The organism is Pseudomonas sp. GW821-FHT07F05 (assembly GCF_059418765.1).
The window spans coordinates 186,060-212,696 of record NZ_JBWKQL010000009.1 but is presented as its reverse complement, the minus strand read 5'-3'; the positions used below and the strand labels follow the sequence as shown (position 1 = coordinate 212,696).

26 protein-coding genes are annotated in these 26,637 nt (G+C 59.8%); 11 read left to right on the top strand and 15 right to left on the bottom strand.

The window, feature by feature from the left end:
- Window positions 1–8: 8 nt before the first annotated feature.
- Together AC07RO_RS19230 and AC07RO_RS19225 are read right to left on the bottom strand one after the other, a co-directional pair.
- Window positions 9–1,373, bottom strand: coding sequence for an aspartate aminotransferase family protein (locus AC07RO_RS19230; protein ID WP_346627999.1), 1,365 nt, complete (start codon window positions 1,371–1,373; stop codon window positions 9–11).
- A 69-nt stretch (window positions 1,374–1,442) separates the two neighbouring features.
- On the bottom strand, window positions 1,443–2,801 hold the full coding sequence (locus AC07RO_RS19225) for a glutamine synthetase family protein (protein ID WP_037016227.1): 1,359 nt from the start codon (window positions 2,799–2,801) through the stop codon (window positions 1,443–1,445).
- Between the two features lie 652 nt (window positions 2,802–3,453).
- Here AC07RO_RS19225 and AC07RO_RS19220 point away from each other — a divergent pair.
- Both AC07RO_RS19220 and AC07RO_RS19215 read left to right on the top strand, forming a co-directional pair.
- Window positions 3,454–4,830, top strand: a complete 1,377-nt coding sequence (locus AC07RO_RS19220; protein ID WP_065987362.1) for a glutamine synthetase family protein — start codon at window positions 3,454–3,456, stop codon at window positions 4,828–4,830.
- A gap of 108 nt (window positions 4,831–4,938) precedes the next feature.
- Complete coding sequence (locus AC07RO_RS19215; RefSeq protein ID WP_423571047.1) at window positions 4,939–5,577, top strand: TetR/AcrR family transcriptional regulator; 639 nt, start codon at window positions 4,939–4,941, stop codon at window positions 5,575–5,577.
- 256 nt (window positions 5,578–5,833) lie between these two features.
- Here the strand turns inward: AC07RO_RS19215 and AC07RO_RS19210 are convergent, their stop codons facing one another.
- From AC07RO_RS19210 to AC07RO_RS19185, 6 genes are all read right to left on the bottom strand, one after another.
- Window positions 5,834–6,049, bottom strand: coding sequence for a TOBE domain-containing protein (locus AC07RO_RS19210; RefSeq protein ID WP_037016233.1), 216 nt, complete (start codon window positions 6,047–6,049; stop codon window positions 5,834–5,836).
- Between the two features lie 51 nt (window positions 6,050–6,100).
- Window positions 6,101–6,910: an aliphatic sulfonates ABC transporter ATP-binding protein gene (gene ssuB / locus AC07RO_RS19205; protein ID WP_282365529.1), complete on the bottom strand. Its 810-nt coding sequence runs from the start codon at window positions 6,908–6,910 to the stop codon at window positions 6,101–6,103.
- Window positions 6,907–7,695, bottom strand: a complete 789-nt coding sequence (ssuC, locus tag AC07RO_RS19200; RefSeq protein WP_192171275.1) for an aliphatic sulfonate ABC transporter permease SsuC — start codon at window positions 7,693–7,695, stop codon at window positions 6,907–6,909. Before ssuC ends, ssuB begins: the two co-directional genes overlap by 4 nt.
- Before the next feature lie 26 nt (window positions 7,696–7,721).
- Entirely contained in the window at window positions 7,722–8,687 is a 966-nt protein-coding gene (locus AC07RO_RS19195) for a sulfonate ABC transporter substrate-binding protein (protein ID WP_463583584.1), read from the bottom strand.
- 425 nt (window positions 8,688–9,112) lie between these two features.
- A complete protein-coding gene (locus AC07RO_RS19190) occupies window positions 9,113–9,751 on the bottom strand; it encodes a peroxiredoxin (RefSeq protein ID WP_346629442.1) in 639 nt (212 codons plus the stop codon).
- A gap of 142 nt (window positions 9,752–9,893) precedes the next feature.
- Window positions 9,894–11,279 carry an OprD family porin gene (locus AC07RO_RS19185; protein ID WP_192171278.1) on the bottom strand — a complete coding sequence of 462 codons (1,386 nt, stop codon included), beginning with the start codon at window positions 11,277–11,279 and terminating at the stop codon, window positions 9,894–9,896.
- Window positions 11,280–12,071: 792 nt separating this feature from the next.
- Between AC07RO_RS19185 and tauA the strand changes: the two genes are divergently transcribed.
- From tauA to tauD, 4 genes are all read left to right on the top strand, one after another.
- The gene (gene tauA / locus AC07RO_RS19180) at window positions 12,072–13,049 is read left to right on the top strand and encodes a taurine ABC transporter substrate-binding protein (protein ID WP_495086824.1); all 978 of its coding nucleotides are present in this window, start codon (window positions 12,072–12,074) and stop codon (window positions 13,047–13,049) included.
- 80 nt (window positions 13,050–13,129) lie between these two features.
- Complete coding sequence (tauB, locus tag AC07RO_RS19175; RefSeq protein WP_423571059.1) at window positions 13,130–13,921, top strand: taurine ABC transporter ATP-binding subunit; 792 nt, start codon at window positions 13,130–13,132, stop codon at window positions 13,919–13,921.
- Window positions 13,918–14,763 carry a taurine ABC transporter permease TauC gene (tauC, locus tag AC07RO_RS19170; protein WP_495086823.1) on the top strand — a complete coding sequence of 282 codons (846 nt, stop codon included), beginning with the start codon at window positions 13,918–13,920 and terminating at the stop codon, window positions 14,761–14,763. Before tauB ends, tauC begins: the two co-directional genes overlap by 4 nt.
- Window positions 14,764–14,821: 58 nt before the next feature.
- Window positions 14,822–15,655, top strand: a complete 834-nt coding sequence (gene tauD / locus AC07RO_RS19165) for a taurine dioxygenase (protein WP_192171282.1) — start codon at window positions 14,822–14,824, stop codon at window positions 15,653–15,655.
- Between the two features lie 702 nt (window positions 15,656–16,357).
- Here tauD and AC07RO_RS19160 read toward each other — a convergent pair.
- Window positions 16,358–16,798: a hypothetical protein gene (locus AC07RO_RS19160; protein WP_192171283.1), complete on the bottom strand. Its 441-nt coding sequence runs from the start codon at window positions 16,796–16,798 to the stop codon at window positions 16,358–16,360.
- Here AC07RO_RS19160 and AC07RO_RS19155 point away from each other — a divergent pair.
- The gene (locus AC07RO_RS19155; RefSeq protein WP_495086822.1) at window positions 16,797–17,252 is read left to right on the top strand and encodes a tRNA (cytidine(34)-2'-O)-methyltransferase; all 456 of its coding nucleotides are present in this window, start codon (window positions 16,797–16,799) and stop codon (window positions 17,250–17,252) included. The genes AC07RO_RS19160 and AC07RO_RS19155 overlap by 2 nt on opposite strands.
- Window positions 17,253–17,327: 75 nt before the next feature.
- Here AC07RO_RS19155 and secB read toward each other — a convergent pair whose 3' ends face one another.
- The 3 genes from secB to AC07RO_RS19140 form a co-directional block, all read right to left on the bottom strand.
- The gene (secB, locus tag AC07RO_RS19150; RefSeq protein WP_192171285.1) at window positions 17,328–17,822 is read right to left on the bottom strand and encodes a protein-export chaperone SecB; all 495 of its coding nucleotides are present in this window, start codon (window positions 17,820–17,822) and stop codon (window positions 17,328–17,330) included.
- A gap of 76 nt (window positions 17,823–17,898) precedes the next feature.
- Complete coding sequence (gene grxC, locus AC07RO_RS19145) at window positions 17,899–18,153, bottom strand: glutaredoxin 3 (protein ID WP_495086821.1); 255 nt, start codon at window positions 18,151–18,153, stop codon at window positions 17,899–17,901.
- Window position 18,154: 1 nt separating this feature from the next.
- Entirely contained in the window at window positions 18,155–18,568 is a 414-nt protein-coding gene (locus AC07RO_RS19140) for a rhodanese-like domain-containing protein (protein ID WP_346629546.1), read from the bottom strand.
- Window positions 18,569–18,729: 161 nt separating this feature from the next.
- Here AC07RO_RS19140 and gpmI point away from each other — a divergent pair, with 161 nt between their 5' ends.
- From gpmI to AC07RO_RS19120, 4 genes are all read left to right on the top strand, one after another.
- Window positions 18,730–20,265 (top strand): 2,3-bisphosphoglycerate-independent phosphoglycerate mutase, encoded by a 1,536-nt coding sequence (gene gpmI, locus AC07RO_RS19135; RefSeq protein ID WP_495086820.1) that lies wholly within the window; start codon window positions 18,730–18,732, stop codon window positions 20,263–20,265.
- A gap of 138 nt (window positions 20,266–20,403) precedes the next feature.
- Window positions 20,404–21,726 carry a murein hydrolase activator EnvC family protein gene (locus AC07RO_RS19130; RefSeq protein ID WP_495008431.1) on the top strand — a complete coding sequence of 441 codons (1,323 nt, stop codon included), beginning with the start codon at window positions 20,404–20,406 and terminating at the stop codon, window positions 21,724–21,726.
- Between the two features lie 30 nt (window positions 21,727–21,756).
- Window positions 21,757–23,088: a S41 family peptidase gene (locus AC07RO_RS19125; RefSeq protein WP_192171289.1), complete on the top strand. Its 1,332-nt coding sequence runs from the start codon at window positions 21,757–21,759 to the stop codon at window positions 23,086–23,088.
- A 1-nt stretch (window position 23,089) separates the two neighbouring features.
- The gene (locus tag AC07RO_RS19120; RefSeq protein ID WP_495086819.1) at window positions 23,090–23,890 is read left to right on the top strand and encodes a divergent polysaccharide deacetylase family protein; all 801 of its coding nucleotides are present in this window, start codon (window positions 23,090–23,092) and stop codon (window positions 23,888–23,890) included.
- A gap of 34 nt (window positions 23,891–23,924) precedes the next feature.
- Here the strand turns inward: AC07RO_RS19120 and AC07RO_RS19115 are convergent, their stop codons facing one another.
- The 3 genes from AC07RO_RS19115 to hisA form a co-directional block, all read right to left on the bottom strand.
- On the bottom strand, window positions 23,925–24,680 hold the full coding sequence (locus AC07RO_RS19115) for a substrate-binding periplasmic protein (RefSeq protein ID WP_282365559.1): 756 nt from the start codon (window positions 24,678–24,680) through the stop codon (window positions 23,925–23,927).
- Window positions 24,681–24,882: 202 nt separating this feature from the next.
- Complete coding sequence (gene hisF, locus AC07RO_RS19110) at window positions 24,883–25,653, bottom strand: imidazole glycerol phosphate synthase subunit HisF (protein WP_282365561.1); 771 nt, start codon at window positions 25,651–25,653, stop codon at window positions 24,883–24,885.
- 170 nt (window positions 25,654–25,823) lie between these two features.
- A complete protein-coding gene (gene hisA, locus AC07RO_RS19105; protein ID WP_282365563.1) occupies window positions 25,824–26,561 on the bottom strand; it encodes a 1-(5-phosphoribosyl)-5-[(5-phosphoribosylamino)methylideneamino]imidazole-4-carboxamide isomerase in 738 nt (245 codons plus the stop codon).
- Window positions 26,562–26,637 lie beyond the last annotated feature (76 nt).

The window sequence follows — 26,637 nt, the reverse complement described above, 5'->3', positions numbered from 1 at the left end:
AAAAAAATTCAGCCTTGCAATGACTCAAGCGTCAGGTCCAGGCACTTGCGCGCCTTTTCGATCAACTCGTCGATCTCGGCGAAGGTAATCACCAGCGGCGGCGAGATAATCATGGTGTCGCCCACGGCCCGCATGATCAGGCCGTTATTGAAGCAAAAAGTGCGGCAAATCATGCCTGCGCCTTTGCCGACATAACGCTCGCGAGTGGCCTTGTCTTTCACCAGTTCGATTGCGCCCAGCATGCCGACGCCCCGCACTTCACCCACCAGCGGGTGATCGCTCAGCTCGCGCAGACGCTTTTGCAAATAGGGTGCCGTTTCGGACTTCACCCGTTCGACGATCTTTTCTTCACTCAGAATGCGAATGTTCTCCAGGCCCACTGCCGCCGCCACCGGGTGACCGGAGTAGGTGAAGCCGTGGTTGAAGTCGCCGCCCTCGTTCAACACCTTGACCACGTCGTCGCGCACGATGACGCCACCCATGGGGATGTAACCCGAAGTCAGGCCCTTGGCGATGGTCATAAGGTCCGGCTTGAGGTCGTAGAAGTCGCTGCCGAACCATTCCCCGGTGCGGCCAAAGCCACAGATCACTTCGTCGGCCACAAAGAGGATGTCGTACTTGGCGAGGATCTCTTTGATCTTCGGCCAGTAGGTGTCGGGCGGAACGATAACGCCGCCCGCGCCCTGAATCGGCTCGGCGATGAACGCGCCGACGTTGTCTACGCCCAGTTCGAGAATCTTCTTCTCCAGCTGTTCGGCCGCCCAGACGCCGAATTCGTCGGGCGTCATGTCACCGCCTTCACCGAACCAGTAAGGCTGCGGAATGTGCACGATGCCCGGAATCGGCAAATCGCCCTGCTCGTGCATGTAGGTCATGCCGCCCAGGCTGGCGCCGGCGACGGTCGAACCGTGGTAACCGTTGACGCGGCTGATGATGACTTTCTTGCTCGGCTGGCCTTTGATCGCCCAGTAATGGCGAACCAGGCGCAGCACCGTGTCGTTGCCTTCTGAGCCGGAACCGGTGAAGAACACGTGGTTCATGCCCTCGGGGGCGATGTCGGAAATGGCCTTCGCCAACTGCAGTGCCGGCGGGTGAGCGGTCTGGAAGAACAGGTTGTAGTAAGGCAGCTCGCGCATCTGCTTGCTGGCAGCGTCCGCCAGTTCTTCACGACCATAACCAATGGCGACACACCAGAGCCCGGCCATGCCGTCGAGGATCTTGTTGCCTTCGCTGTCCCAGAGGTAAACGCCCTTGGCGTTGGTGATGATGCGCGGGCCTTTCTCTTTCAACTGCTTGAAATCGCTAAACGGCGCCAAGTGATGATCACTGCTGAGGGCTTGCCATTCGCGGGTTTGCGGGTTGTTGGAACTCATGAATCACTCCAGTCAGGTATCGCGTGTGGGGCGCCGTGGATCCACTGGAATCGACGACGCCCCGGTACGTCAGACGGCAAAGAGCAGGAATTCCCGCTCCCACGAACTGATCACACGCTTGAAGTTCTCGTGCTCGGCGCGCTTGACCGCGACGTAGCCGGTGATGAATTTCTTGCCGAGGTACTTTTCGACCGTCTTGCTGTTTTCCATGCGCTCCAGCGCGTCTTCGATTGTCAACGGCAGGCGCAGGTTGCGGCGTTCGTAACCACGGCCGACGACGGGGGCGCTGGGGTTAAGCCCCTCGACCATGCCGATGAAACCGCACAGCAGGCTGGCGGCGATGGCCAGATACGGGTTGGCATCGGCGCCGGGCAGACGGTTTTCCACGCGACGGTTCTGCGGGCCGGCATCCGGAACGCGCAGGCCAACGGTGCGGTTTTCTTCGCCCCACTCCACGTTCACCGGCGCGGAGGTGTCCGGCAGGAAGCGGCGGAACGAGTTGACGTTGGGCGCGAACAGCGGCAATAGCTCGGGGATCAGCTTCTGCAAGCCACCGATGTGTTGCAGGAACAGCTGACTCATCGTGCCGTCTTCATTGGAGAAGATGTTCTTGCCGGTCTCGATGTCAATGATGCTCTGGTGCAGGTGCATCGCGCTGCCGGGCTCGCCGGTCATGGGCTTGGCCATGAAGGTCGCGGCCACATCGTGCTTGAGCGCGGCTTCGCGCATGGTGCGCTTGAACACCAGGATCTGGTCGGCCAGAGACAGCGCGTCGCCGTGACGGAAGTTGATTTCCATCTGCGCGGTGCCGTCTTCGTGAATCAGCGTGTCCAGGTCGAGGTTCTGCAGTTCGCACCAGTCGTAGACGTCTTCGAAGAGCGGGTCGAATTCGTTGGCGGCTTCGATGGAGAACGACTGACGACCGGTTTCCGGACGACCCGAGCGACCCACCGGTGGCTGCAGCGGGTAGTCGGGGTCGTCGCTGCGCTTGGTCAGGTAGAACTCCATCTCCGGCGCCACAATGGGCTGCCAACCTTGATCAGCGTAGAGCTTGAGAACTTTCTTGAGGACGTTGCGCGGGGACAGCTCGATGGGGTTGCCTTGCTTGTCGTAGGTGTCGTGAATCACCTGCGCAGTCGGCTCGATGGCCCAGGGCACCAGAAACACCGCGCTCTGGTCAGGACGGCAGAACATGTCGATGTCTGCGGGGTCCAGCAATTCGTAGTAGATGTCGTCTTCGACGTAATCGCCCGTCACGGTCTGGAGCAGTACGCTTTCCGGCAAGCGCATGCCCTTTTCAGCAATGAACTTGTTGGTCGGTGAAATCTTGCCCCGTGTGATACCGGTGAGGTCGGCGATCATGCATTCGACTTCGGTAATCCTGTGTTCTTTCAACCAATCGGTGAGCTGGTCGAGGTTGGTACTCATAAATACCTCAGGGTTTTAATTCCTGGTCGCCGTCATGGCGGTCAGGCGTTCTTTGAAGCGCTGGCGTTACGGTGCTGCTCGTTTTCCACAGGCATCGCCAATTGCCTGGAAGACTCAAAGATAGTCGTGCTTGTGTATAAAGCGCGGCGACGGATGCCGCGGAAAGTCAGGGCCGGATACGTCAGCGGAAGCAAAAGACGCGCCCGCTGGAACCGCTGCGCGGATAAAGAGTAAGGTGTCGAGGTGCCGCACAGAGGCATGCGCAGTGCCCGGCGCGCTGACTGGGCCGCTACACTGAAAGCATGTGATGTGAAAAAGCAGGTGCCCGAATGGCTGAGTGCAGGCGGTGAGGCCGATCAGCGGAAGGCGAAGCATGAGACCCCCGGTATTATTGCTGTTATGGGTTGCAATCGAGCTTAGCGTTGTTCATTTTTTTCCACAACACACCCGTAAAAAATAAAACACGCCCTGCTCAAACCCGCAGTTTGCATGACCTTCGGCGCACAACATTTGCCCTAAAGTGCGGCGAAAATAGCTCTTTGGCGCCCTTTTAGGGCAAATCAGGGCTCCCTTGACTTCGTCTGGCCTTTCGGATTGACTGAAACCCGTAATGCTCGATGATTGATATTTTCAACAACAAAGGTGTTGCATCATGTCGGTACCCCCGCGTGCCGTTCAGCTCAACGAAGCGAACGCGTTCCTTAAGGAACATCCTGAGGTTCTATACGTTGACCTTCTGATTGCAGATATGAATGGAGTGGTGCGCGGCAAGCGCATCGAACGCACCAGCCTTCATAAGGTTTACGAAAAAGGCATCAACCTCCCAGCTTCCCTATTCGCACTGGATATCAACGGCTCGACGGTGGAAAGCACCGGTCTGGGTCTGGACATCGGTGACGCTGACCGAATCTGCTATCCAATCCCCGACACTCTCTGCAATGAGCCCTGGCAGAAGCGTCCTACCGCACAACTCCTGATGACCATGCACGAGCTGGAAGGCACGCCCTTCTTCGCCGATCCGCGCGAAGTGCTGCGCCAGGTTGTCAGCAAGTTCGACGAGATGGGCCTGACCATCTGCGCTGCATTCGAGCTTGAGTTCTACCTGATCGATCAGGAAAACGTGAACGGCCGTCCGCAACCGCCACGTTCGCCGATTTCCGGCAAACGTCCGCACTCGACACAGGTCTACCTGATCGATGACTTGGACGAGTACGTCGACTGCCTCCAGGACATTCTGGAAGGTGCAAAAGAGCAAGGCATTCCGGCCGACGCGATCGTCAAGGAAAGTGCTCCGGCGCAGTTCGAAGTGAACCTGCACCACACTGCAGATGCGCTGAAAGCCTGTGATTACGCGGTACTGCTCAAACGCCTGATCAAGAACATCGCCTACGACCATGAGATGGACACCACCTTCATGGCCAAGCCGTATCCAGGCCAGGCGGGTAACGGCCTGCACGTGCACATTTCGATCCTTGATCGCGATGGCAAAAACATCTTCACCAGCGAGGATCCCGAGCAGAACGCCGCATTGCGTCATGCGATCGGCGGTGTGCTCGAGACCCTGCCCGCGCAGATGGCGTTCCTTTGCCCGAACGTCAATTCGTACCGCAGGTTTGGTGCTCAGTTCTACGTTCCAAACTCGCCGTGCTGGGGTCTGGATAACCGCACCGTGGCCGTGCGCGTGCCTACCGGGACGGCTGACTCGGTACGTATCGAGCACCGGGTTGCCGGTGCGGATGCCAACCCGTATCTGCTGATGGCATCGGTGCTGGCAGGCATTCACCACGGCCTGACCAACCAGATCGAGCCCGGTCCGCCCGTAGAAGGCAACTCCTACGAGCAGAACGAGCAAAGCTTGCCGAACAACCTGCGTGATGCACTGCGCGAGCTGGACGACAGCGAAGTCATGGCCAAGTACATCGATCCGAAGTACATCGATATCTTCGTTGCGTGCAAGGAAAGTGAGCTGGAGGAGTTCGAGCACTCCATCTCCGACCTTGAATACAATTGGTATCTGCACACGGTTTGATGGCTGCACGAGTTACGAAAACGCCACCTTTTCGAGAGAATCGGTGGCGTTTTTCATTCTCCCGGCTGCCACTGTAGAATGCCCGCGCCACCGACCGAGAGAGCGCCGATGACCCGCCTTGCCCCACCCCGCAAACCGCGTGCACGCAGTCAGGCGCGGATCGACTCGATCCTCGATGCCGCACGTGCGCTGCTGGCCTCCGACGGCGTGGCAAGCCTCTCCATCTACAGCGTCGCCGAGCGGGCCGAGATTCCGCCCTCCTCCGTGTATCACTTCTTCGCCAGCGTTCCGGCGTTGCTGGAAGCGCTGACGGCTGATGTCCACGAGGCGTTTCGCGAAAGCCTGCAGCAGCCCATCGATCATGATCAATTGAACCAGTGGCGAGACCTGTCCCATGTGGTGGAGTCGCGCATGCTCGCGATTTACAGCGACGACGCTGCCGCGCGACAGCTGATCCTCGCCCAGCACGGTTTGACTGAAGTCACTCAGGCGGATCGTCAGCACGACATTGAACTGGGCAACCTCATGCACGCGCTGTTCGCCCGGCATTTCCAACTGCCGACGCTGCCCGATGATGTTGAGGTGTTTGCCCTGGCGCTGGAACTGGCCGACCGGGTGTACGCGCGCTCGGTGCAACTGCACAACGCGATTACCCCGCGCATGGCCGAGGAAGGATTGCGGGTATTTGATGCGTATCTGGGGTTGTACCTGCCGGCGTATTTACCGAAGCGTTCCATCGAGCAATAACGCAGGTCAGTTGTGGGGGCGCCACCCCGATCACGCCCACACGTCCTCGACCAGCCCGAAGCCCGAGTCAGACGCTAAACCTGTGGGAGCGACCGGGGTGGCGCTCCACCTTGCTCGCGAGAGCATTCTGTCAGACAGCCTAACTATTACTGACCCACCGCATTCGTGAGCAAGCTCACTCCCACAAATCCTCGATCAGCCCGAGGCCCGAGTCAGACGCTGGAGTTGTGGGAGATCGCTTGGGATCCAGCATCGATCACAACTTGGCGATCGACACCTCGGTGGACTTCACGAACGCGATCACTTCGCTGCCGACCACCAGCTCCAGCTCTTTGACGGAGCGAGTGGTGATAACGGAAGTGACGACGCCCGACGCGGTCTGCACGTCGATCTCGGACAGCACATCGCCGGTGACGATTTCCTTGATGGTGCCTTTGAACTGGTTACGCACGTTGATGGCTTTGATAGTCATGGTAAGGCTTCCTTTGTGAGATCAGTTCCGGAGGCAAGATTGCCTCTGGAGTTAGTTGGCCCATCGCAGTTGCGTGGGCAGCGGTGAAGTCGGTTCGGGTTCGGGCGGGCTGCCGGGCAGCGACAACACGCGGTTAAGCACTTCGGTTTCCAGCGCGGCCAGTCGGTAAGAGCCGCGTGCCCTCGGACGGGCCAGATCAACCTGCAGGTCAAGACCGATGCGGCCCTCTTCAATCAGCAAGACCCGGTCGGCAATGGCGACCGCTTCGCTGACGTCGTGGGTCACCAGCAACACCGTGAAACCATGCTTCTTCCACAGGTTTTCGATCAGTTGCTGCATCTCGATTCGGGTCAGGGCATCCAGCGCGCCAAGGGGTTCATCGAGCAACAACAAGCGCGGCTGGTGAATCAGCGCACGGGCCAGCGCCACCCGTTGTTTTTGCCCACCTGATAACGCAGCCGGCCATTCATTGGCGCGCTCGGCCAAACCCACGGCCTCCAGCGCTTCCAACGCTTTGCCACGCCAGTCGCCGCTGAGACCAAGGCCGACGTTGTCGATGATCTTTTTCCAGGGCAGCAAGCGCGCTTCCTGGAACATCAGTCGCGTGTCTTCCCGCGCATCCGCCAACGAGCCATTACCCGCCAGCAGTTGGCCGCTCGACGGTTGATCGAGTCCTGCCAGCAGACGCAACAAAGTGCTCTTGCCGCAGCCGCTTCGGCCCACGACCGCGACGAACTGGCCGGCCGGGATGTGCAGATCGATGTCTTTCAGTACTTCCCGCGAGCCGAACGTCTTTTTCAGCTTGCGGACCTGCAAGGGAATCCCGCGCAACAGGTTTGCCGGTTGTTGGAGATTGCTCATTGCGCGCCACCTTTAGCCACTTGATACGCCGGGTGCCAACGCAGGCAGACCCGTTCCAGACCACGCGCCGCGAGGTCTGCCAATTTGCCGAGTACGGCGTAGAGCACGATCGCCAGCACCACCACGTCGGTCTGTAGAAACTCTCGGGCGTTCATCGCCAGATAGCCGATGCCGGAGCTGGCCGAGATGGTTTCCGCGACGATCAGGGTCAGCCACATGAAGCCCAGCGCGAACCGCACGCCGACCAGAATCGAAGGCATCGCGCCCGGCAGAATCACATGGCGGAACAGTCCGAAGCCGCTCAAACCGTAGCTGCGGGACATCTCCACCAACGCCGGATCGATGTTGCGAATGCCGTGGTACGTGTTCAGGTAAATCGGGAACAGCGTGCCGAGCGCGACCAGAAATATCTTCGCGGTCTCGTCGATGCCGAACCACAGGATGACCAGCGGAATCAGCGCCAGGTGGGGCACGTTGCGGATCATCTGTACGGAGCTGTCCAGCAGGCGTTCGCCCCATTTCGACAGCCCGGTGATGAAGCCCAGAGCCAGGCCGATCCCGCCGCCGATGGCAAAGCCGATCCCGGCACGCCAGCCACTGATCGCCAGATGAGTCCAGATTTCCCCGCTGCGCACCAGCGTGACGCCGGCCTCAATCACAGCGCTCGGCGCCGGCAGAATGCGGGTCGACAGCCAGCCCGCGGTGACCGCCAGTTGCCATATCGCCAACAACAGGACCGGTAGCAACCAGGGCGCCAGTCTGTGGGTGATTTTTTCCACGCTCATGGAGTTGTCTCCTTCCAATGCCGGGCTTACTGGGCTTTCGCGACAGCAGCGGGTGGCGTCCAGATCACATCAGCGATGCGCAACGGTTTAGGGATCAGCTTGAGCTGATAGAAGGTGTCGGCGATTTTCTGTTGCGCGGCGACGGTTTCAGGCGTGATGAACGAGGCGCCGTAGCCCTGACGCTTCACCGATGTGCGGGTGATGTCTTCCGGCAGGCCGAGCAGTGGCGCGACCTGTTTGGTCACCTCTTCCGGGTTGGCCTTGGACCATTCGCCGACCGCGCGCACTTCTTCCACCAGGGTCTGAATCACCTTGGGATGCTGCTGCGCATAGGGTTTCGTCGCCAGGTAGAACTGGTTGTTGTCGACGATGCCTTTGCCGTCGCGCAGTGTCTTGGCTTGAAGCTGCTGCTCGGCGGCAGCCTGGTACGGATCCCAGATCACCCAGGCATCGACGCTGCCGCGCTCGAAGGCCGCACGCGCATCGGCGGGCGGCAGGAAAACGGTCTGGATATCGGTGTACTTCAGGCCGGCGTCTTCCAGCGCGCGCACCAACAGGTAGTGCACGTTGGAGCCCTTGTTGAGGACGACTTTCTTGCCTTTGAGGTCTTTGACCGAGGTAATCGGCGAATCCTTCGGCACCAGAATCGCTTCGCTGGTGGGCGCCGGCGGCTCGGAGGCGACGTACAGCAGATCAGCGCCAGCGGCCTGGGCAAACACAGGCGGTGTTTCGCCCGTCACGCCGAAGTCGATCGAACCCACGTTCAGGCCTTCAAGCAACTGCGGACCACCGGGAAACTCGGTCCACTGAACCTGCACGCCTTGATCGGCGAGTTTCTTCTCGAGCGAGCCTTTGGCCTTGAGCAATACCAGCGTGCCGTATTTCTGGTAACCGATGCGCAAGGTATCGGCCTGGGCCTGAGTAAGGACGCCGCAGGAAACCGCCGCAACAAACAGAGCGACCAGGCTTCGACGCAAAATAACGGTGCCCATGGCACGCTCCTTTGGTGTGTAGCTAACAGGTGGCACCTGCTCGTCCGATGGCGGACCAGTAAGGCGGAAAGGGATTCATTGCCGGCGATCTCGCCAGGACGGAGAGACCATAACAGGGGATAGTTATTCTCTAAAATCATATTTATTCATTTGGTTAGCACCAAAACGAATATACGGATTGTTTAGCTCTTCGGTAATACGCGATCCCGTGGGAGCGAGCTTGCTCGCGAATCGGCCGATACATGCACTGAAATTCGCGGCGGCTGGAATACAGCATTCGTGAGCAAGCTCACTCCCACATGGGCTGTGTTGGCTGTGCGATAGCGCTGTGTCAGAACCCTCGTAAATAGCCAACATGTTCAGCGTTCACAGCACAAAAAAAGGGCCGATAAATCGGCCCGAATGTCATGGTTGAAACCGGTGTATCAGCGATTCGGTTGTGGCGTCAGGCGCAGGTAAGGGGTAACGGCGGTATAGCCTTTAGGGAAGCGTTCCTTGATCTCTGCTTCGTCTTTGATCGACGGCACGATGACAACGTCTTCACCATCCTTCCAGTTAGCCGGCGTGGCGACTTTGTAGTTGTCGGTCAGCTGCAGCGAATCGATTACCCGCAGGATCTCGTGGAAGTTGCGACCGGTGCTGGCCGGGTAGGTGATGGTCAGGCGCACCTTCTTGTTCGGATCGATCACGAACAGCGAACGCACCGTCAGGGTTTCGCTGGCATTGGGGTGAATCAGGTCATAGAGCTCGGAAACCTTGCGATCTTCGTCCGCCAGGATCGGGAAGTTCACAAGGGTGTTCTGCGTGGTGTTGATGTCGCCGATCCACTGGGTGTGGGATTCGGCCGAGTCCACGGACAGGGCAATCGCCTTGACGTTGCGCTTGTCGAATTCGTCTTTGAGTTTTGCGGTGAAGCCCAGCTCGGTGGTGCATACCGGGGTGAAATCGGCAGGATGAGAGAACAATACCGCCCATTTACCGTCAAGCCATTCGTGAAACTTGATCGGTCCTTCGCTGGAGTTCTGTTCGAAGTCGGGTGCGATGTCGCCAAGTTTGAGGCCCATTCAGTCGTGCTCCTTGGATGGTGAGGTATGAATCACTGTGCATGCCAGCATCTGAAAACAAAAGGAACGATTGGTGCTGGATGACATTGTTTCAGGCATAAAAAAGCCCCGCCGAAGCGGGGCTCTCTTCAACACATCACGCTTATTTGAACGCGTAGGTGTAGTTGAGGACCACACGAGTCTGGTCGGTATTCTGCTGCGAAGCGTACAGATCTGTATCGGAGCGCAGGTTCGCGCGACGAACTGTAACGCCGAAGCCTTTCATGAAGCCGTCCTGGAACACGTAGTCGATGCGCATGTCACGTTCCCACTCCGAACCACGACCCAGCGATGCGTTCTGCAGACGAATCTGATCGCCATACAGGTAAGCGATGGCAGCTTTCAGACCAGGGACGCCCAGGCGTGCGAAGTCATACGAGTACTGACCGAACTTGGTCTGCTCACCGGCGCGGGTGAAGTTGGTGATCATGCTGTCGGTGAACAGGTAAACGCTGTTACCGCCTTCACCTTCGTTACGACCATTGGAGAGGTTGTTGCGGGTAACGTTGCCGTTGCTCATGACCGGCATGCCGCCGTCATCGCTCACCGACTGGTAACCCAAGAGGAATGCGTTGCCACCCAGGGTGTAGGTGAACATGGCAGTCCAGGTGTCGTTGTCAACTTCGCCCTGGCCGTCTTTGCTGTAGCCGTTGGAGAAGCGATAGCCGGTGTTGACTTCCTGATGGGCGTTCTTGCCATCGGAAGTGCTGTGGAAGTAACGCAGGTCGGTCTTGAACGACTGGTCCTCTGCGATCGGCAGAATGTGGACCAGGCCCAGGAAGTGCTGCTTGTAGTAGTCTTCCAGGTTCGCGTAGTAGTACTGAACGGTCAGGTCTTTGGTGACTTTGTAGTCGCCGCCTGCGAACTGGAAGTTGTTCGAACCTTTGTAACCACCGGCCAGGGACATGTCAGCGTAGTTACTGGAAGCACGACCGGCAGCTTGGGTCAGCTTACCGGCGGTCAGTGTCAGACCGTCGAGTTCCTTGGAAGTGACGATGCCACCTTGGAAGGTCTGCGGCAGCAGACGACCGTCGTTCGATACGAGGATCGGCAGGTTAGGCTGCAGAGCGTTACCGACTTTCAACTCGGTCTTCGAGACTTTGACCTTGGCGTTGGCCCCAGCGCGAGCCCAGTCAGCCACCGGCGTACCGTCGGAAGTTGTAGGGGAAACGGTGTTCGCAGTACTGCCGTTAGCGGCACGGTTGTCGATACCGCCGCTCAGGTTGATGCCGTACATGCCCTGAACGTCGAGGCCGAACCCAACAGTACCCGGGGTGTAACCCGAGATAAAGTTGAACAGGAAACCCTGAGTGGTCTGACGCTGGTCTTGCCCTTTGGCGCCAGTCGACGACGGCTCGCGCGGATCACCTTCGAAATACAAAGTACGGGAACTGAGTGTCGCTTTGCTGTCATCCAGGAAACCAGCTGCACCGGCCTGAGTAGCCAAGACACCTGCGTATACGGCCAAGGCCAGGGTGGACTTCTTCATTGTGTATCGCTCCTCATGAATCTAATTTTTGTAGTTCCCGGGCCAGAGCCTAAGGCTCAAAACCGAGGATGCGCGATTAGCGCCGGACCTGACTCGGCGAGTCAATGGCCCCAAGACTAATTGACTAGACCGCGGTACAGCTGGCTGCAAGGTAAGGGAAATCCTTTAAACCTAAAAAGACTTGTTAGACCTGCTTTTATGCCAAGCAGTTATATGTCACAAGCCGTTTCAGCCGTCCGTTGCGGAGTGTATCGGCCCGAATCCCTAATTCCCAAAACATATTTCATTGCCGTTCGTCAGATCGATATGTTTAGCGGTGACGTACGACCGGAACTTGACCGGCAAGTCACGGTCTTCCTGCGAAGTCGGGTGAGAATTGCCTCTCCAACCGACTGAAATACATGGAATTTCTTTTCCGGTAGTCGCAAACGTTGCAGTTGTCACCCTGCTCCCCGTCTGTTTTCTGACGAAGCCAGAAAAAACCTCATCGGGGAGAAAACCACGGCAAAACTCGGCGCCGTATCGTGCATCCATCCAGATCAATCCGTGAGAAACGCCCCATCCCTGCAGGTACATCGCTGAACAGGCGTCGCGATCGTATTTACAAATTGTGACGATTCGATGAATCGTCCATGAGCTCGGTGTTTTTCCTCTCGCGATGCTCACCCATCAAGCCCGCGCGTATAGGAATTAACACTAAGCAAATTCCAAAAGGTTATTTATTTCGACTTTCTTAGATCATTTACGCTCTGCGGCATTCGAAGGCGGTGTGCCTTTCTACGGAGCGTCACCATGAAACTGCTCAAACCCCTACGCGTCCTGGCCGCCTTGTGGCTTGCCGGCTCGGCACTCTTCGCCCAGGCCGCTGACTTCACCGTCGCCTACCAGACCACCGTGGATCCGGCGAAGGTCGCTCAGGCTGATGGCGCCTATGAAAAGGCGACGGGCTCGAAGATTTCATGGCGCAAATTCGATAATGGCGCGGACGTGATCACGGCGATCGCGTCGGGTGACGTCCAGATCGGCTACCTCGGCTCCAGCCCTCTCACCGCGGCGGCAACGCGCAAAGTACCGGTGGAAACGTTCCTTATTGCCACCCAGATCGGCGCTGCCGAGGCGCTGGTTGCGCGTAATGGCTCCGGCATCAACGGCCCACAGGATTTGATCGGGAAGAAGATCGCCGTGCCGTTCGTATCGACGGGCCACTACAGCCTGCTCGCTGCCCTGAAGTACTGGAAAATCGACCCGGCGAAAGTGACCATCCTCAATCTCGCCCCACCGGCCATTGCGGCGGCATGGAAGCGCGGCGACATCGACGCCACATACGTCTGGGACCCGGCGCTCGGCGTGGCTAAGGAGACTGGCAAAGTGCTGATCACCTCGGGCGAGCTGGCGAAAGTCGGCGCGCCGACCTTTGATGCGTGGATCGTGCGCAAGGACTTCGCCGACAAGCATCCTGAGGTCGTCAAAGCCTTCGCCAAAACCACCCTGGAAGCCTACGCCGCCTATCGCAAGGACCCCGCCGCTTGGCTGGCCGATGCCAGCAATGTCGACAAGCTGGTGAAACTCTCCGGCGCCAAACCTGGCGACATCCCGGGCCTGTTGCAGGGCAACGTCTACCCGCTGGCGGCTGATCAGGTAACTGAACTGGGCGCGCCGACCACCGACGCCATCACCAAGACCGCAGCGTTCCTCAAGGAACAAGGCAAGGTCGACGCCGTCCTGGCCGATTACACCCCTTACGTGAGCGCGAAGTTCGTCACCCAGTAAGCGAAGGCGTCCACCCGATACCGAGCCGGCTTCGACAGCCATGCCGTTGACGCACATCTATTAGAAGCGGAGTCCATGCCATGGCCCTGTTACAGCTGGAGCGCATCAGCGCACAGTATCCCGGTGCGGCCGAGCCGGTGCTGTCGGATATTTCCCTGACCCTTGGTCCGCAGCAACTGCTTGTTGCCCTGGGCCCATCCGGCAGCGGCAAGACTTCGTTGTTGAACCTGATTGCCGGGTTCGTCGCGCCAAGCGCAGGCCGCATCACCCTTGATGGCGTCCCGGTGAACGGCCCCGGCGCCGAGCGCGGCGTCGTGTTTCAGGATGACGCTCTGCTGCCTTGGCAGGATGTACTGGCCAACGTTGCATTCGGGCTGGAGCTGGCGGGCATGCCCCGTGAAAAACGCGAGAACAAAGCGCGGGACATGCTGGCGCTGGTCGATCTCGCCGGCTTCGAGAAGCGCCGTATCTGGGAATTGTCCGGCGGGCAGAAACAACGTGTGGGCCTTGCCCGCGCATTGGCGGCCGATCCGCGCGTGCTGCTGATGGACGAACCTTTCGGCGCCCTCGACGCCTTCACCCGCGAACAGATGCAAGAACTGCTGCTGCAAGTCTGGCAACGCAGCGCCAAACCGGTCTTCCTGATCACCCACGACATTGAAGAAGCGGTGTTCCTGTCGACCGATCTGATTCTGCTTGCACCCAACCCCGGTCACATCGTCGAGCACCTGAAGCTGGACTTCGGTCAGCGTTACAGCGCAGGTGAATCGGCCCGTGCCATCAAGTCCGACCCTCGCTTCATCGAAACCCGTGAGCACGTGCTCGCGCGGGTATTTTCCCAGCGGCAAAGCATTCGGGAGCAACGGGCATGAGTATTTATCAATCGCCGGAGCCCGCCCTCACTCGCGCGCCGGTGCAAACAGCACCGCGCCAGCCCTCTTCTTTCTATGTGAGCACGCGCGCCATCAGCGTGCTGACCCTCGCTTTCCTGCTGGGCGGCTGGTGGTTGGTCACAGCCCTTGAGTGGGTCGAACCGCTGTTTCTTCCGCCGCCTGCCGCTGTGCTGGAAAAAGCCTGGCTGTTGATGACCAAAGGTTACATGGACTCCACGCTGTGGCAGCACTTGGGGGCGAGCCTGCAACGCATCGGACTGGCGCTGTTCTTCGCCGTGCTGACGGCCATTCCCGTCGGCATCGCCATTGGTCATAACCGAATCGCGCGTGGGATTTTCGACCCGCTGATCGAGTTCTACCGCCCGGTGCCGCCCCTGGCCTACCTGCCGTTGATCGTGATCTGGTGCGGCATTGGCGAATTCTCCAAGGTCCTGCTGATTTATCTGGCGATCTTCGCGCCGATCGCCATCGCCACCGCGACCGGTGTGCGCACGGTCGACAGCGCAAAGCTGCGCGCAGCTCAGTCTCTGGGCGCCAGCCGCTGGCAGCTCATCCGTCACGTCATCCTGCCCAGCGCGCTGCCCGACATCCTGACCGGCGTGCGCATCGGCCTTGGCGTGGGTTGGTCGACGCTGGTGGCGGCCGAGTTGATCGCCGCCACCAGTGGCCTCGGCTTCATGGTCCAGTCCGCCGCGCAGTTTCTGGTGACCGATGTAGTAGTGCTGGGAATTCTGATCATCGCGCTTGTCGCCTTCGCGCTGGAAATGGGCCTGCGCGCACTGCAACGCAAGCTTGTGCCCTGGCACGGCCAGAATCACTGAATCCAAGACCTTATTACTGACCACGCCGACACTTCGGCGCCGAACACACGAGAACACCATGAGCATTGACATCCACCCGCTCAGCCCGGCGTTGGGCGCACAGATCAGCGGCGTTGACCTCAGCCGCGACCTGACCGATGAACAACGCAACGCCATCGAGCAAGCGCTGCTTGATCATCAGGTGCTGTTCTTCCGGGATCAGCCGATCACGCCGCAACAACAAGCGCGATTCGCCGCCAACTTTGGTGACCTGCACATCCATCCGATCTACCCCAACGTGCCGGAACAGCCTGAAGTGCTGATCCTCGATACCGCGGTCACTGACGTGCGCGACAACGCCATCTGGCACACCGACGTCACCTTTCTGCCGACCCCTGCGCTGGGCGCGGTGCTTAGCGCCAAGCAGGTGCCGGCTTACGGTGGGGATACGTTGTGGGCGAGCGGCATCGCTGCGTTCGAGGCGCTGTCCCGGCCGATGCAGATGTTGCTCGATGGCCTCACCGCGACCCATGACTTCACCCGGTCATTCCCGCTGGAGCGCTTTGGCAATACGGCTGAAGACCTCGCGCGTTGGGAGGAGACCCGCCGCAAGAACCCGCCGCTGTCGCACCCGGTCATTCGCACGCACCCGGTGAGCGGTCGTAAAGCATTGTTCGTGAACGACGGCTTCACCACCCGGATCAATGAATTGGAAGCCGGCGAGAGTGAGGCGATCCTGAAATTACTGTTCGCCCACGGTACGCGTCCGGAATTCACCCTGCGCTGGCGCTGGCAGGCAAACGACGTGGCGATGTGGGACAACCGCGTAACCCAGCATTACGCAGTCGACGATTACCGCCCGCAGCGCCGCGTGATGCACCGCGCAACGATTCTGGGGGATGCGCCGTTTTGATAAAACGCCGGCAGGCGCGCTATGGATTTGCGTCATAACGCCTGACGCCTTCCCGGCTAAAGCCGGTCCCACAATTTAGGATTCAGCGAGCCCACTGCAGGCGCGCTGATGCGTTTAGTGGGACCGGCTTCAGCCGGGAAGAGGCCACTAGGTGCGCTATGGATTTGCGGCATAACGCCTGACGCCTTCCCGGCTAAAGCCGGTCCCACAATTTAGGGTCAGCGAGCACACTGCATGCACGCGACGCTTTTAGGGGGACCGGCTTCAGCCGGGAAGAGGCCACTAGGTGCGCTATAGATTTGCGGCATAACGCCTGACGCCTTCCCGGCTAAAGCCGGTCCCACAAATTTGAGGGTCAGCGAGCCCAAAGACATCCATGTACCCAGATGTAATGGAGGCCGATAGTTGATGCGCAACCTTGCCGCTCCGTTTTGGCGTGCATCACTTTGGTCACTCGGCACGGGTAAATGCGCGAATAGCGTGCAAAAACGCTCACCAAATATCCAACTCCGAAAGTCGATTCGAACCTCGTCCCTATACCCGTCTATAAAAGGCGCGGCCTGAAAGGCCCTAAACCCGTCTCCTGCAGGACATTACGAATATTCCTACAGAAATTTCTTAAAACTGGCACGCACGCTGCAATAGGTTATACATCACCAGTTTTGGGGACCTTGGTACAGGCAGGCCGGGGATTCCCCTCTTTTATTCCTCCCGGAGACTGACCTCCAGTCTCCAGCGCCCGTCCTGGGTCGCACCGCGCCAGTCGCCGTGCAGAGGACGGGCCGCCAGCAGGTTCAGCAACAACCCCTTATCACTTCGTTGCACCCTCCAGCGCACATCTTTGCCGTTGAGCTTCAGCTCGCCTTTCTGCGCCTGACCCTGGGCGTTGAACAGCAGCGCCACAGCACCGTCGATGTGTTCACCATGAAGCTGCGGCTCGCGGTTGAACCACACGGCAACGCCGTTCGGCAGCACTTCGACGGTTTGCAGCTGGATGGGGTCCGGGGTCGTCACGCGGCCGATCATCAGCCCGACCATCACACCAACGATCGCCACCGAGCCCAGAAACTTGGGCCATAGCTTCGGCCTGGGGTCTTCTTCAGGGGTAGAATGCATCCCGTCCTTTCGTTCGGAGCCGTGCATGTTTCACGTGATCCTTTTTCAACCAGAAATTCCGCCGAATACCGGCAACATCATCAGGCTCTGCGCCAACAGCGGCTGCAGCCTGCATTTGATCGAGCCGCTGGGCTTCGAGCTGGATGACAAGCGCCTGCGTCGAGCCGGCCTTGATTACCACGAATACGCCACGCTGCATCGTCACGCCGACCTGCCGAGCTGCCTTGAAAGCATCGGCCACCCGCGGCTGTTTGCTTTTACCACAAAGGGCTCGCGGGTTTTCCACGATGCGCAATTCGAGGAGGGTGATGCCTTCCTCTTCGGCCCGGAAAGCCGAGGGCTGCCGCCGGAGGTGCTGGATCCGCTGTCGAGCGACCAACGCCTGCGCCTGCCGATGCGCGACGGCTGCCGCAGCCTGAATCTGTCGAATACTGTCGCGGTAGCGGTGTATGAAGGCTGGCGGCAGTTGGGGTTCAAGTAACCCACCCGCAGCACCGTCGAATGCCGCCCACAAAAAAGCGCCCTCACAGGCGCTTTTTTATTGCAGCGACAACGCTTACTGAACGGTAGGCGTTGGCGTTTCGCCGCTTTCCTGCATGCGTTGCAGTTCTTGCGCGTACAGGGCGTCGAAGTTCACCGGCGCAAGCATCAGCGCAGGGAACGAGCCACGGACAACCAGGCTGTCGATGGTTTCGCGAGCGTACGGGAAAAGAATGTTCGGGCAGAACGCGCCCAGGGTGTGGCTCATCGAGCTGGCATCCAGGCCCTTGATCAGGAAGATACCGGCTTGCTGGACTTCAGCGATGAAGGCGATTTCGTCGCCGTTCTTCACTTCGACCGACAGGGTCAGCACGACTTCGTAGAAGTCATTTTCCAGCTGCTTCTGGCGGGTGTTCAGGTCCAGGCTGACGCTCGGGGTCCATTCTTGACGGAAGATCGCCGGGCTTTTTGGCGCTTCGAACGACAGGTCACGGACGTAGATGCGTTGCAGGGAAAACTGCGGTGCTTCTTCTTCGTTGGAAGTGGCGCCGTTATTCGGTTGATCAGTCATCTCAGATCCTTACATTGGGGTCTTGTAGGCTTCCGGGCTGTGCAAAAAACCATCGTTTCCACATCCCGGTTCGAATTCAGGCGCTCAGCAGCTTATCCAGCTTGCCGGCGCGCTCCAGCGCGAACAGGTCATCGCAACCGCCAACATGGAACGGACCGATCCAGATCTGCGGAACCGAGGTACGCCCGGATTTCTTGGTCATTTCAGCGCGAATCTGTGGCTTGCCGTCGACCTTGATCTCTTGGAAGCCGACACCCTTGCCCGCCAGCAACGACTTGGCGCGGGAGCAATAAGGGCAGTAATCGCTGGAGTAGACGACGACGTCAGTCATTTCACTTCACCAGCGGCAGGTTGTCACCGCGCCATGACGAAATACCACCGGACAGCTTGGCGGCGTTGAAGCCCGCTTTCAGCAGTTCGCGTGCGGTATGGCCGGCGTGCTGGCCAGCGGCGTCGACGATGATCAGGGTTTTAGGCTTGAATTTCTCCAGCTCCGAAGTGCGAGTCAGGATTTTGTCCTGGGGGAAATTCACCGCGCCGACGATGTGGCCGGCAGTGAAGTCTTTCTTGGCGCGGACGTCGATGACAACGGCTTCGTCGCGGTTGACCAGAGCGGTCAATTCGCCGGTGCTCAGGCTGCGGCCGCCTTTGCTAAGCTCGGTTGCGATCAGCAGGCCCAGCAGGATGACGAAAGCACCCGTCAGCAAATAGTGATTCGTGGCAAATTCAATCAGGTGAGCAACCATCATCAGGTTCCAGGGCGTTAAAATGTCGGCCAGTATACACAGCACCCAAGGTCGGCCAAAGCCCGTACGGCAGTGACGTCGTTTAGCTTGTTGCCGATTTGAACTTGTCCCTAAACTGTCGATCTTTTTTCTACTTCACCTATTAGCCAAGAGTGGGATTCATGACTACCACGCCTAAACCTTTGGTTCTGATCATCCTGGACGGCTTCGGTCACAGCGACAGCCACCACGGCAATGCGGTCTACGCAGCGAAGATGCCGGTCTTCGATCGCTTGTACCAGACCATGCCAAACGGCTTGATCTCCGGGTCCGGCATGGATGTCGGTCTGCCTGACGGGCAGATGGGCAACTCCGAAGTCGGCCACATGAACCTGGGCGCCGGCCGCGTGGTGTATCAGGACTTCACCCGCGTGACCAAAGCGATCCGCGACGGCGAGTTCTTCGAAAATCCCGCCATCTGCAAAGCAGTCGATCAAGCGGTCGGCGCCGGCAAGGCCGTGCACATCCTCGGCCTGTTGTCCGATGGCGGCGTTCACAGCCATGAAGATCACCTGGTGGCGATGGTCGAGCTGGCCGCCAAGCGCGGCGCCGACAAGATCTACCTGCACGCCTTCCTCGATGGTCGCGACACGCCACCGCGCAGTGCCCATCAATACCTGCAGACCATGGAAGCAGCCTACGCGCGCCTGGGCAAAGGTCGCACCGCCACGATCATCGGCCGTTACTTCGCCATGGACCGCGACAATCGCTGGGACCGTGTCGAATCCGCCTACAACCTGATCGTCGACGGCACTTCGGAATTCCACGCCGACAACGCCAAGGCCGCGCTGGACGCCGCTTATGAGCGAGGCGAGAACGACGAATTCGTTAAAGCCACCAGCATCGGCGCGCCGGTGACAGTCGAAGACGGCGACGCGGTGGTGTTCATGAACTTCCGTTCCGACCGCGCCCGCGAACTGACCCGCGTATTTGTCGAAGACGATTTCGCGGACTTCGCCCGTCGCCGTCAGGCCAAGCTGGCCGGCTTCGTCACGCTGACCAAGTACGCCGCCAACATCGACGCACCCGCGGCGTTCGAAAAGGCCGGCCTGCACAACGTGCTCGGCGAATACCTGTCGAACAACGGCAAGACTCAGCTGCGCATCGCCGAGACCGAGAAGTACGCCCACGTGACGTTCTTCTTCTCCGGTGGCCGTGAAGAACCCTTCCCTGGCGAAGAGCGCATCCTGATCCCTTCACCCAAAGTGGCGACTTACGACCTGCAGCCAGAAATGAGCGCGCCGGAAGTCACCGACCGAATCGTCGACGCCATCGAACATCAGCGTTATGACGTGATCGTCGTCAACTACGCCAACGGCGACATGGTGGGCCACAGCGGGATCATGGAAGCAGCCGTCAAGGCCGTTGAGTGCCTGGACGTTTGCGTCGGGCGCATCACCCAGGCGCTGGAAAAGGTCGGCGGCGAAGCGCTGATCACGGCCGACCACGGTAACGTCGAACAGATGACCAACGAGGAGACCCACCAGCCTCACACCGCTCACACCACCGAGCCGGTGCCGTTCATTTATGTCGGCAAGCGTGACCTGAAGGTGCGCGAAGGCGGCGTCCTGGCGGACGTCGCGCCCACCATGCTGACGCTGCTTGGCATGGAAATCCCGCAAGAAATGACCGGCACGTCGATTCTGGTCGCCAAGTAAGCCTCTCGAACCGGTCCGCCAGTCGCTGGCGGGCCGGTTTTGTATGAAATCTCTGACGGCCAAGTCGTCCGAGCGTTTTTTTTGCAGCCACCGCCGGGCATACTAGTCCCGTCTTCACTCCTGGTATCGCCCAACCTCATGCTTCGCGCCCTGATCACCCTCGCTTTGATTTGTATGCTCAATCCGGCCTTCGCCGACGATGATCGCGCACAAACGCAGAAACAGCTGGATGCCACGCGTCAGGACATCACCGAACTGAAGAAAGCGCTGAGCCAGCTGCAGGAAGAAAAGTCAGGCGTTCAGAAAGACCTGCGCTCCACTGAAACGGAGATGGGCAAGCTGGAAAAGCAGGTGGAGGCCCTGCAAAAAGAACTAAAAAAGACTGAAAGCGAGCTGCAACGGCTCGACCAGGAGAAAAAAAAACTCCAAAGCGCACGCGTTGAACAACAACGACTGATCGCCATTCAGGCCCGCGCTGCGTACCAGAGCGGCCGCCAGGAATACCTCAAACTGCTGCTCAATCAGCAGAACCCAGAGAAATTCGCCCGCACCCTCACCTATTACGATTACCTGAGCCAGGCGCGCCTGGAGCAGTTGCGCAACTTCAATGAAACCCTGCGCCAGCTGGCCGGCGTCGAGAAAGACATCGACCTGCAGCAAGCGCAGCTCCTGGTGCAGAAGAGCTCGCTGGATGACCAGAAAGCCCAGCTCGATACCGTGCGCCAGGAACGGCAGGTGGCGCTGGCCAAGTTGAATCAGGACTACAAGGTTCGCGACCAGAAGCTGCAGTCGCGGCAGCAGGATCAAGCCGATCTGACCAAGGTCCTCAAGACCATCGAAGAAACCCTCGCCCGCCAGGCCCGCGAAGCCGAAGAGGCGCGCCAGAAGGCGTTGCTCGCGCAGCAAGAGGCCGAGAAACGACAGCGCGAGCAGGAAGCGCTGGCGAAAAGCCGTGAAAAAGACAACAGCAAGGACGACAGCGATGAAGCGCCGCGTCGTCCGATCAAAGCGCCCGGCGCGATGGTTTCCAGTGCCGGTCAGTCGTACGGCGGCGCTTTTGAGCAAGCAAAGGGAAAACTTCCTTGGCCCGTCGATGGTCGATTGTTGGCGCGATTCGGTGAAAGCCGTGGCGATGACGAGCGCACCAAGTGGGACGGCGTGTTGATCAGTGCCGCTGCAGGCAGCCAGGTCCGCGCGGTGCACGGTGGTCGGGTGGTCTTTGCCGACTGGTTGCGCGGCGCCGGGCTTCTGGTCATTCTCGACCACGGCAATGGTTATTTGAGTCTGTACGGTCACAACCAGAGCCTGTTGAAAGAGGCCGGTGACGTCGTAAAAGCTGGAGAAGCGATCTCCACTGTCGGTAACAGTGGTGGCGGTCAGGACACTCCGGCGTTGTATTTCGCTATTCGTCAGCAGGGTCGCCCTAGTGATCCGGCCCAATGGTGTCGCACTCAAGGATAAGTCGACACCTCACTCAGGAGTTCGTAAGACATGCTGTTTTCGTCCCGCCTCACCTCGCTGGCCCTGACTATCGCCGTCGTTATCGGTGCTCCTCTGGCCCAGGCTGCCGGTGCCGCCCCTGCTGCTGCGCCAGCCGCCACTGCGCCCGCCAATGCCGCGAACATCAAGGCGCCGCTGCCGCTCGACGAGCTGCGCACCTTCGCCGAGGTCATGGACCGGATCAAAGCCGCGTACGTCGAACCCGTAGATGACAAGACCCTGCTGGAAAACGCCATCAAGGGCATGCTCAGCAATCTCGATCCCCACTCCGCTTACCTGGGCCCGGAAGATTTCCAGGAGCTGCAGGAAAGCACCAGCGGCGAGTTCGGCGGGCTGGGCATCGAAGTGGGCGTCGAAGACGGCTTTGTAAAGGTGGTCTCTCCCATCGATGACACCCCTGCGTCCAAGGCTGGCATTGAGGCAGGCGACTTGATCGTCAAGATCAACGGCACGCCGACCCAGGGCCAGACCATGCAGGAAGCCGTGGACAAGATGCGCGGCAAGCTCGGCGAGAAGATCACCCTCACGCTGGTACGTGACGGCGGCACCCCGTTCGACGTGACGCTGGCGCGTGCGACCATTCAGGTGAAGAGCGTGAAGGCGCAGATGCTGGAGCCGGGTTACGGCTACATCCGCATCACCCAATTCCAGGTCAAGACCGGTGAGGAAGTGGGCAAGGCGCTGGCCAAGCTGCGCAAAGACAACGGCAAGAAGATGAGCGGCCTGATCCTCGACCTGCGCAACAACCCGGGTGGCGTGTTGCAGGCGGCAGTCGAAGTGGCTGACCACTTTCTGACCAAGGGCCTGATCGTTTACACCAAAGGCCGCATCGCCAACTCCGAACTGCGCTTCTCGGCAGACCCGGCCGACGCCAGCGAAGGCGTGCCTCTGGTTGTGCTGATCAACGGCGGCAGCGCCTCGGCGTCGGAGATCGTCGCCGGTGCCTTGCAAGACCAGAAGCGCGGCATCCTGATGGGCACCGATACGTTCGGCAAAGGCTCGGTGCAAACCGTTCTGCCCCTGGCCAACGACCGCGCGCTGAAGATCACCACGGCGCTGTATTACACGCCGAACGGCCGCTCGATTCAGGCTCAGGGCATCAACCCGGACATCGAAGTCAAACGCGCCAAGCTCACCGCCGAAGCCGATGGCGACAACTACAAAGAGGCCGATCTGCTCGGTCACTTGGGCAACGGCAACGGCGGCGCGGACAAACCGACCACCAAGGCCAAGGCTGGCAAGGCGCGTCCGCAGGACGATGACTACCAGATGAACCAGGCCCTCAGCTTGCTCAAGGGTTTGAGTGTCACGCGCGGCAATTGAGATGCGCGTCTGGTTGACCGGGCTTATTTGCGCCCTTGCCGTCACAACGGGTGCTGCACACGCAGCGCCCGCCGAATCCTCAGCGACCGCCGGCAAAGCGCCGAAGGTCGCCTATCTCAGTTTGATCATCGACGATCTCGGGCAAAACCCTGAACGGGACAGCCGCGCGCTGGCCCTTCCCGGCCCCGTGACGCTGGCGATCATGCCCGACACCCCCCACGCCACCGACTTCGCCCGCCAGGCGCACAAGGCTGGCAAGACGGTCATGCTGCACATGCCCATGGATCCGGCGACCGGGCCCTACGCCTGGCATCCCGAACTGCCCCTGCCCGAGCTCGAATCGCGCCTGAACGCTGCGCTGCTGAAAGTCCCCTACGCCGCTGGCATCAATAACCACATGGGCAGCCGCATGACCGCTGAGCCGGTGGCCATGGGCTGGCTGGTAGGTGAGCTGCAGCGACGTCATCTGTTTCTTGTCGACAGCCGCACCAGCGCCAAAACCGTTGCGGCGGCTGAAGCCCAGAAGATTGGGCTGGCCAGCGTGTCCCGGGATGTCTTCCTCGACGACGAGCGCACCGCAGAGGCCATTAGCGGCCAGCTTCAGACGGCGATCAAGCTCGCTCACAAGCAAGGCTCGGCCGTAATGATCGGCCATCCCTATCCGGTGACGCTCGACGTGCTTGAGCGCGAGCTGCCCAAGCTTAAATCCCAAGGTATAGAGCTGATCGAGATCCGCCACATGGTCACTGAGCGCGGAAATGAGGCGATGGCCGGCCATGGCAAGAACGGGCGTTATCGCTAGGCCGAAGGCGCTTCGCCAGAGGTCCGATAAGTGATCAGAGGTATTTGGCGAAAATCGAATCGGCCACGCCTTCCTTGCGGAGCTGGTCCAGCGCGTTTTGCAAGCGGGTGACTACGGCATCGGGGGTGTCTTTGTTCAGCGCCAAAAACAGTTCGGCGCTGTTGAAGCGCAGCACGGTCTTCAATCCCGTAATGCCCTCCTGCCGCGCCAGGTACCGCCCCGCCGGATCGCCGGTGGCCCACAGATCGAGCTGACCATCGACCAGCTTCCTGGCGTTGTCTTTGTCGCTGAGCACGGTGATCGGCTTCATGCCCTGACGCGCAAGCTCCACTGCGATGGCGTCGCCCTTGTAGGCCCCGATTCGGTAAGACCGCGCGGCCTCAAGCGTGCTCAGCTGGATTGGGCTGTCAGCCCGCGCCAGAAGAATCCAATCGTCGGGGCCAATGGGGCCGACCCACTTGAAGAGCGTTTCGCGCTCGGGCAATCGCGCAGTCACAAAGACGCCGTAGCCGGGATTGTCCATCGCCAGTTTGTAGATGCGATCCCAAGGGAAGCGCAGGGTCATGTTGTAGCCGATACCGGCGCGCTTGAAGGTCTCGCGCACCACTTCGACGGCGATGCCCTTGATGTTGGCTTCCTGGGCGAAATTCTTGCCGTCGGTGGCCATGTTGTAAGGGGGGAAGTTTTCGGTCAGAAGGACCATCGAATAGGCCGGTGCATCGTCGGCCCGGGCGGCTCCTGACAGCAACGTCGCGACGCTGATCAGTGCAAGAAAAACACCTTTGAACATATCCCTGGCACCTGATCCTGACGACGGCAAGAGAGTGCCGTTAACGATCTGCAAAGTCCAGTTCGGCGGTAGGCATGGTCGTTTTCGGAGCAGGTCGGTCATGACCCCGCCGCGGCGCACGCCCCCCAATGTGGGAGCGAGCTTGCCCGCGAAGAATGCTAAGCGGCCGCCGATATTCAGCGGCTGAACGGCCGGAGGCGCCTCAGCGAACCACGATCCCTTGGGCCGCCATGTACGCCTTCGCTTCTGGCACGGTGTATTCGCCGAAATGGAAGATACTCGCTGCCAGCACGGCGCTGGCGTGGCCTTCCAGCACGCCGGCGGCCAGATGTTCAAGATTGCCCACACCACCCGATGCGATGACCGGGATGCCAAGGGCATCGCTGATCGCCCGGGTCACGCCAAGGTCGAAACCGTTCTTCATGCCGTCCTGATCCATGCTGGTCAGCAGGATTTCGCCAGCGCCCAGGTCTTCCATCTTCTTCGCCCACATCACCGCGTCCAGGCCCGTCGGCTTGCGACCGCCGTGGGTGAAGATTTCCCAGCGCGCTGTTTCACCGGGCAGCGAGACCTTCTTGGCATCGATGGCCACAACGATGCACTGCGAGCCGAAACGGGCAGCGGCTTCGCCGACGAACTCGGGGTTGAATACCGCAGCGGTATTGATCGACACCTTGTCGGCGCCGGCGTTGAGCAGGTTACGGATGTCCTGCACCGTGCGCACGCCGCCGCCCACGGTCAGCGGAATGAACACCTGACTGGCCATGCGCTCGACGGTATGCAGCGTGGTGTCGCGGCCATCGACGCTGGCGGTGATGTCAAGGAAGGTAATCTCGTCGGCACCCTGCTCGTCATAACGCCGGGCGATCTCGACCGGATCACCGGCGTCGCGGATGTTCTCGAACTTCACGCCCTTGACCACACGGCCGTTGTCGACGTCGAGGCAAGGGATGATGCGTTTGGCGAGGGCCATGGGCCGGTTCTCCGAAAACGGTTGGGAATCTGCCCAACATCACAACATTCTGATTTGAAGCACCTCCCTGTAGGAGTGAGCTTGCTCGCGATGCGCCGGGTCAGTCAGCAAACATACGTCTGACACACTGCTATCGCGAGCAAGCTCACTCCTACACGGGGGCGTGCCAGTCAGCCTTTGTACGAATCACAAAACGCCTGTGCTTCAGCCACATCCAGTGTGCCTTCATAGATCGCACGACCGGTGATTGCGCCGATGATGCCCGGTGCTTTTGCGTCGAGCAGCGCTTTGATGTCGCCCAGGTTGTGGATGCCGCCCGAGGCGATTACCGGAATGCGGGTCGCAGCGGCCAGCGCGGCGGTGAACGGGACGTTGCAGCCCTGCATCATGCCGTCTTTGGCAATATCGGTATAAACGATGGCCGAGACGCCGTCGGCTTCAAAGCGTTTGGCCAGATCGATCACCTGTACGGTACTGACTTCGGCCCAGCCGTCGGTGGCAACGAAGCCGTCTTTGGCATCCAGGCCCACGATCACTTTGCCCGGGAACGCGCGGCAGGCTTCGGCGACGAAGTCAGGATCCTTGACCGCCTTGGTGCCGATGATCACGTAACTCACGCCGGCTTTGACGTAGTGCTCGATGGTGTCCAGCGAGCGGATACCGCCGCCGATCTGGATCGGCAGATTCGGGTAACGACGCGCAATCGCCGTCACGACCTCGCCATTGACTGGTTGGCCTTCGAACGCACCGTTCAGGTCCACCAAGTGTAGGCGACGGCAACCGCCCTCGACCCATTTGGCAGCCATGCTCACCGGATCATCGGAGAACACCGTGGAATCTTCCATCCGGCCCTGGCGCAGACGTACACAGGCGCCATCTTTAAGGTCGATCGCGGGAATAATGAGCATTCTTTTTCCTTCGTCAAAAAGAGCTGCGAGCCGCGAGCTATAAGCTGCAAGTCTGCGCATCTAACCATTCTTGCAG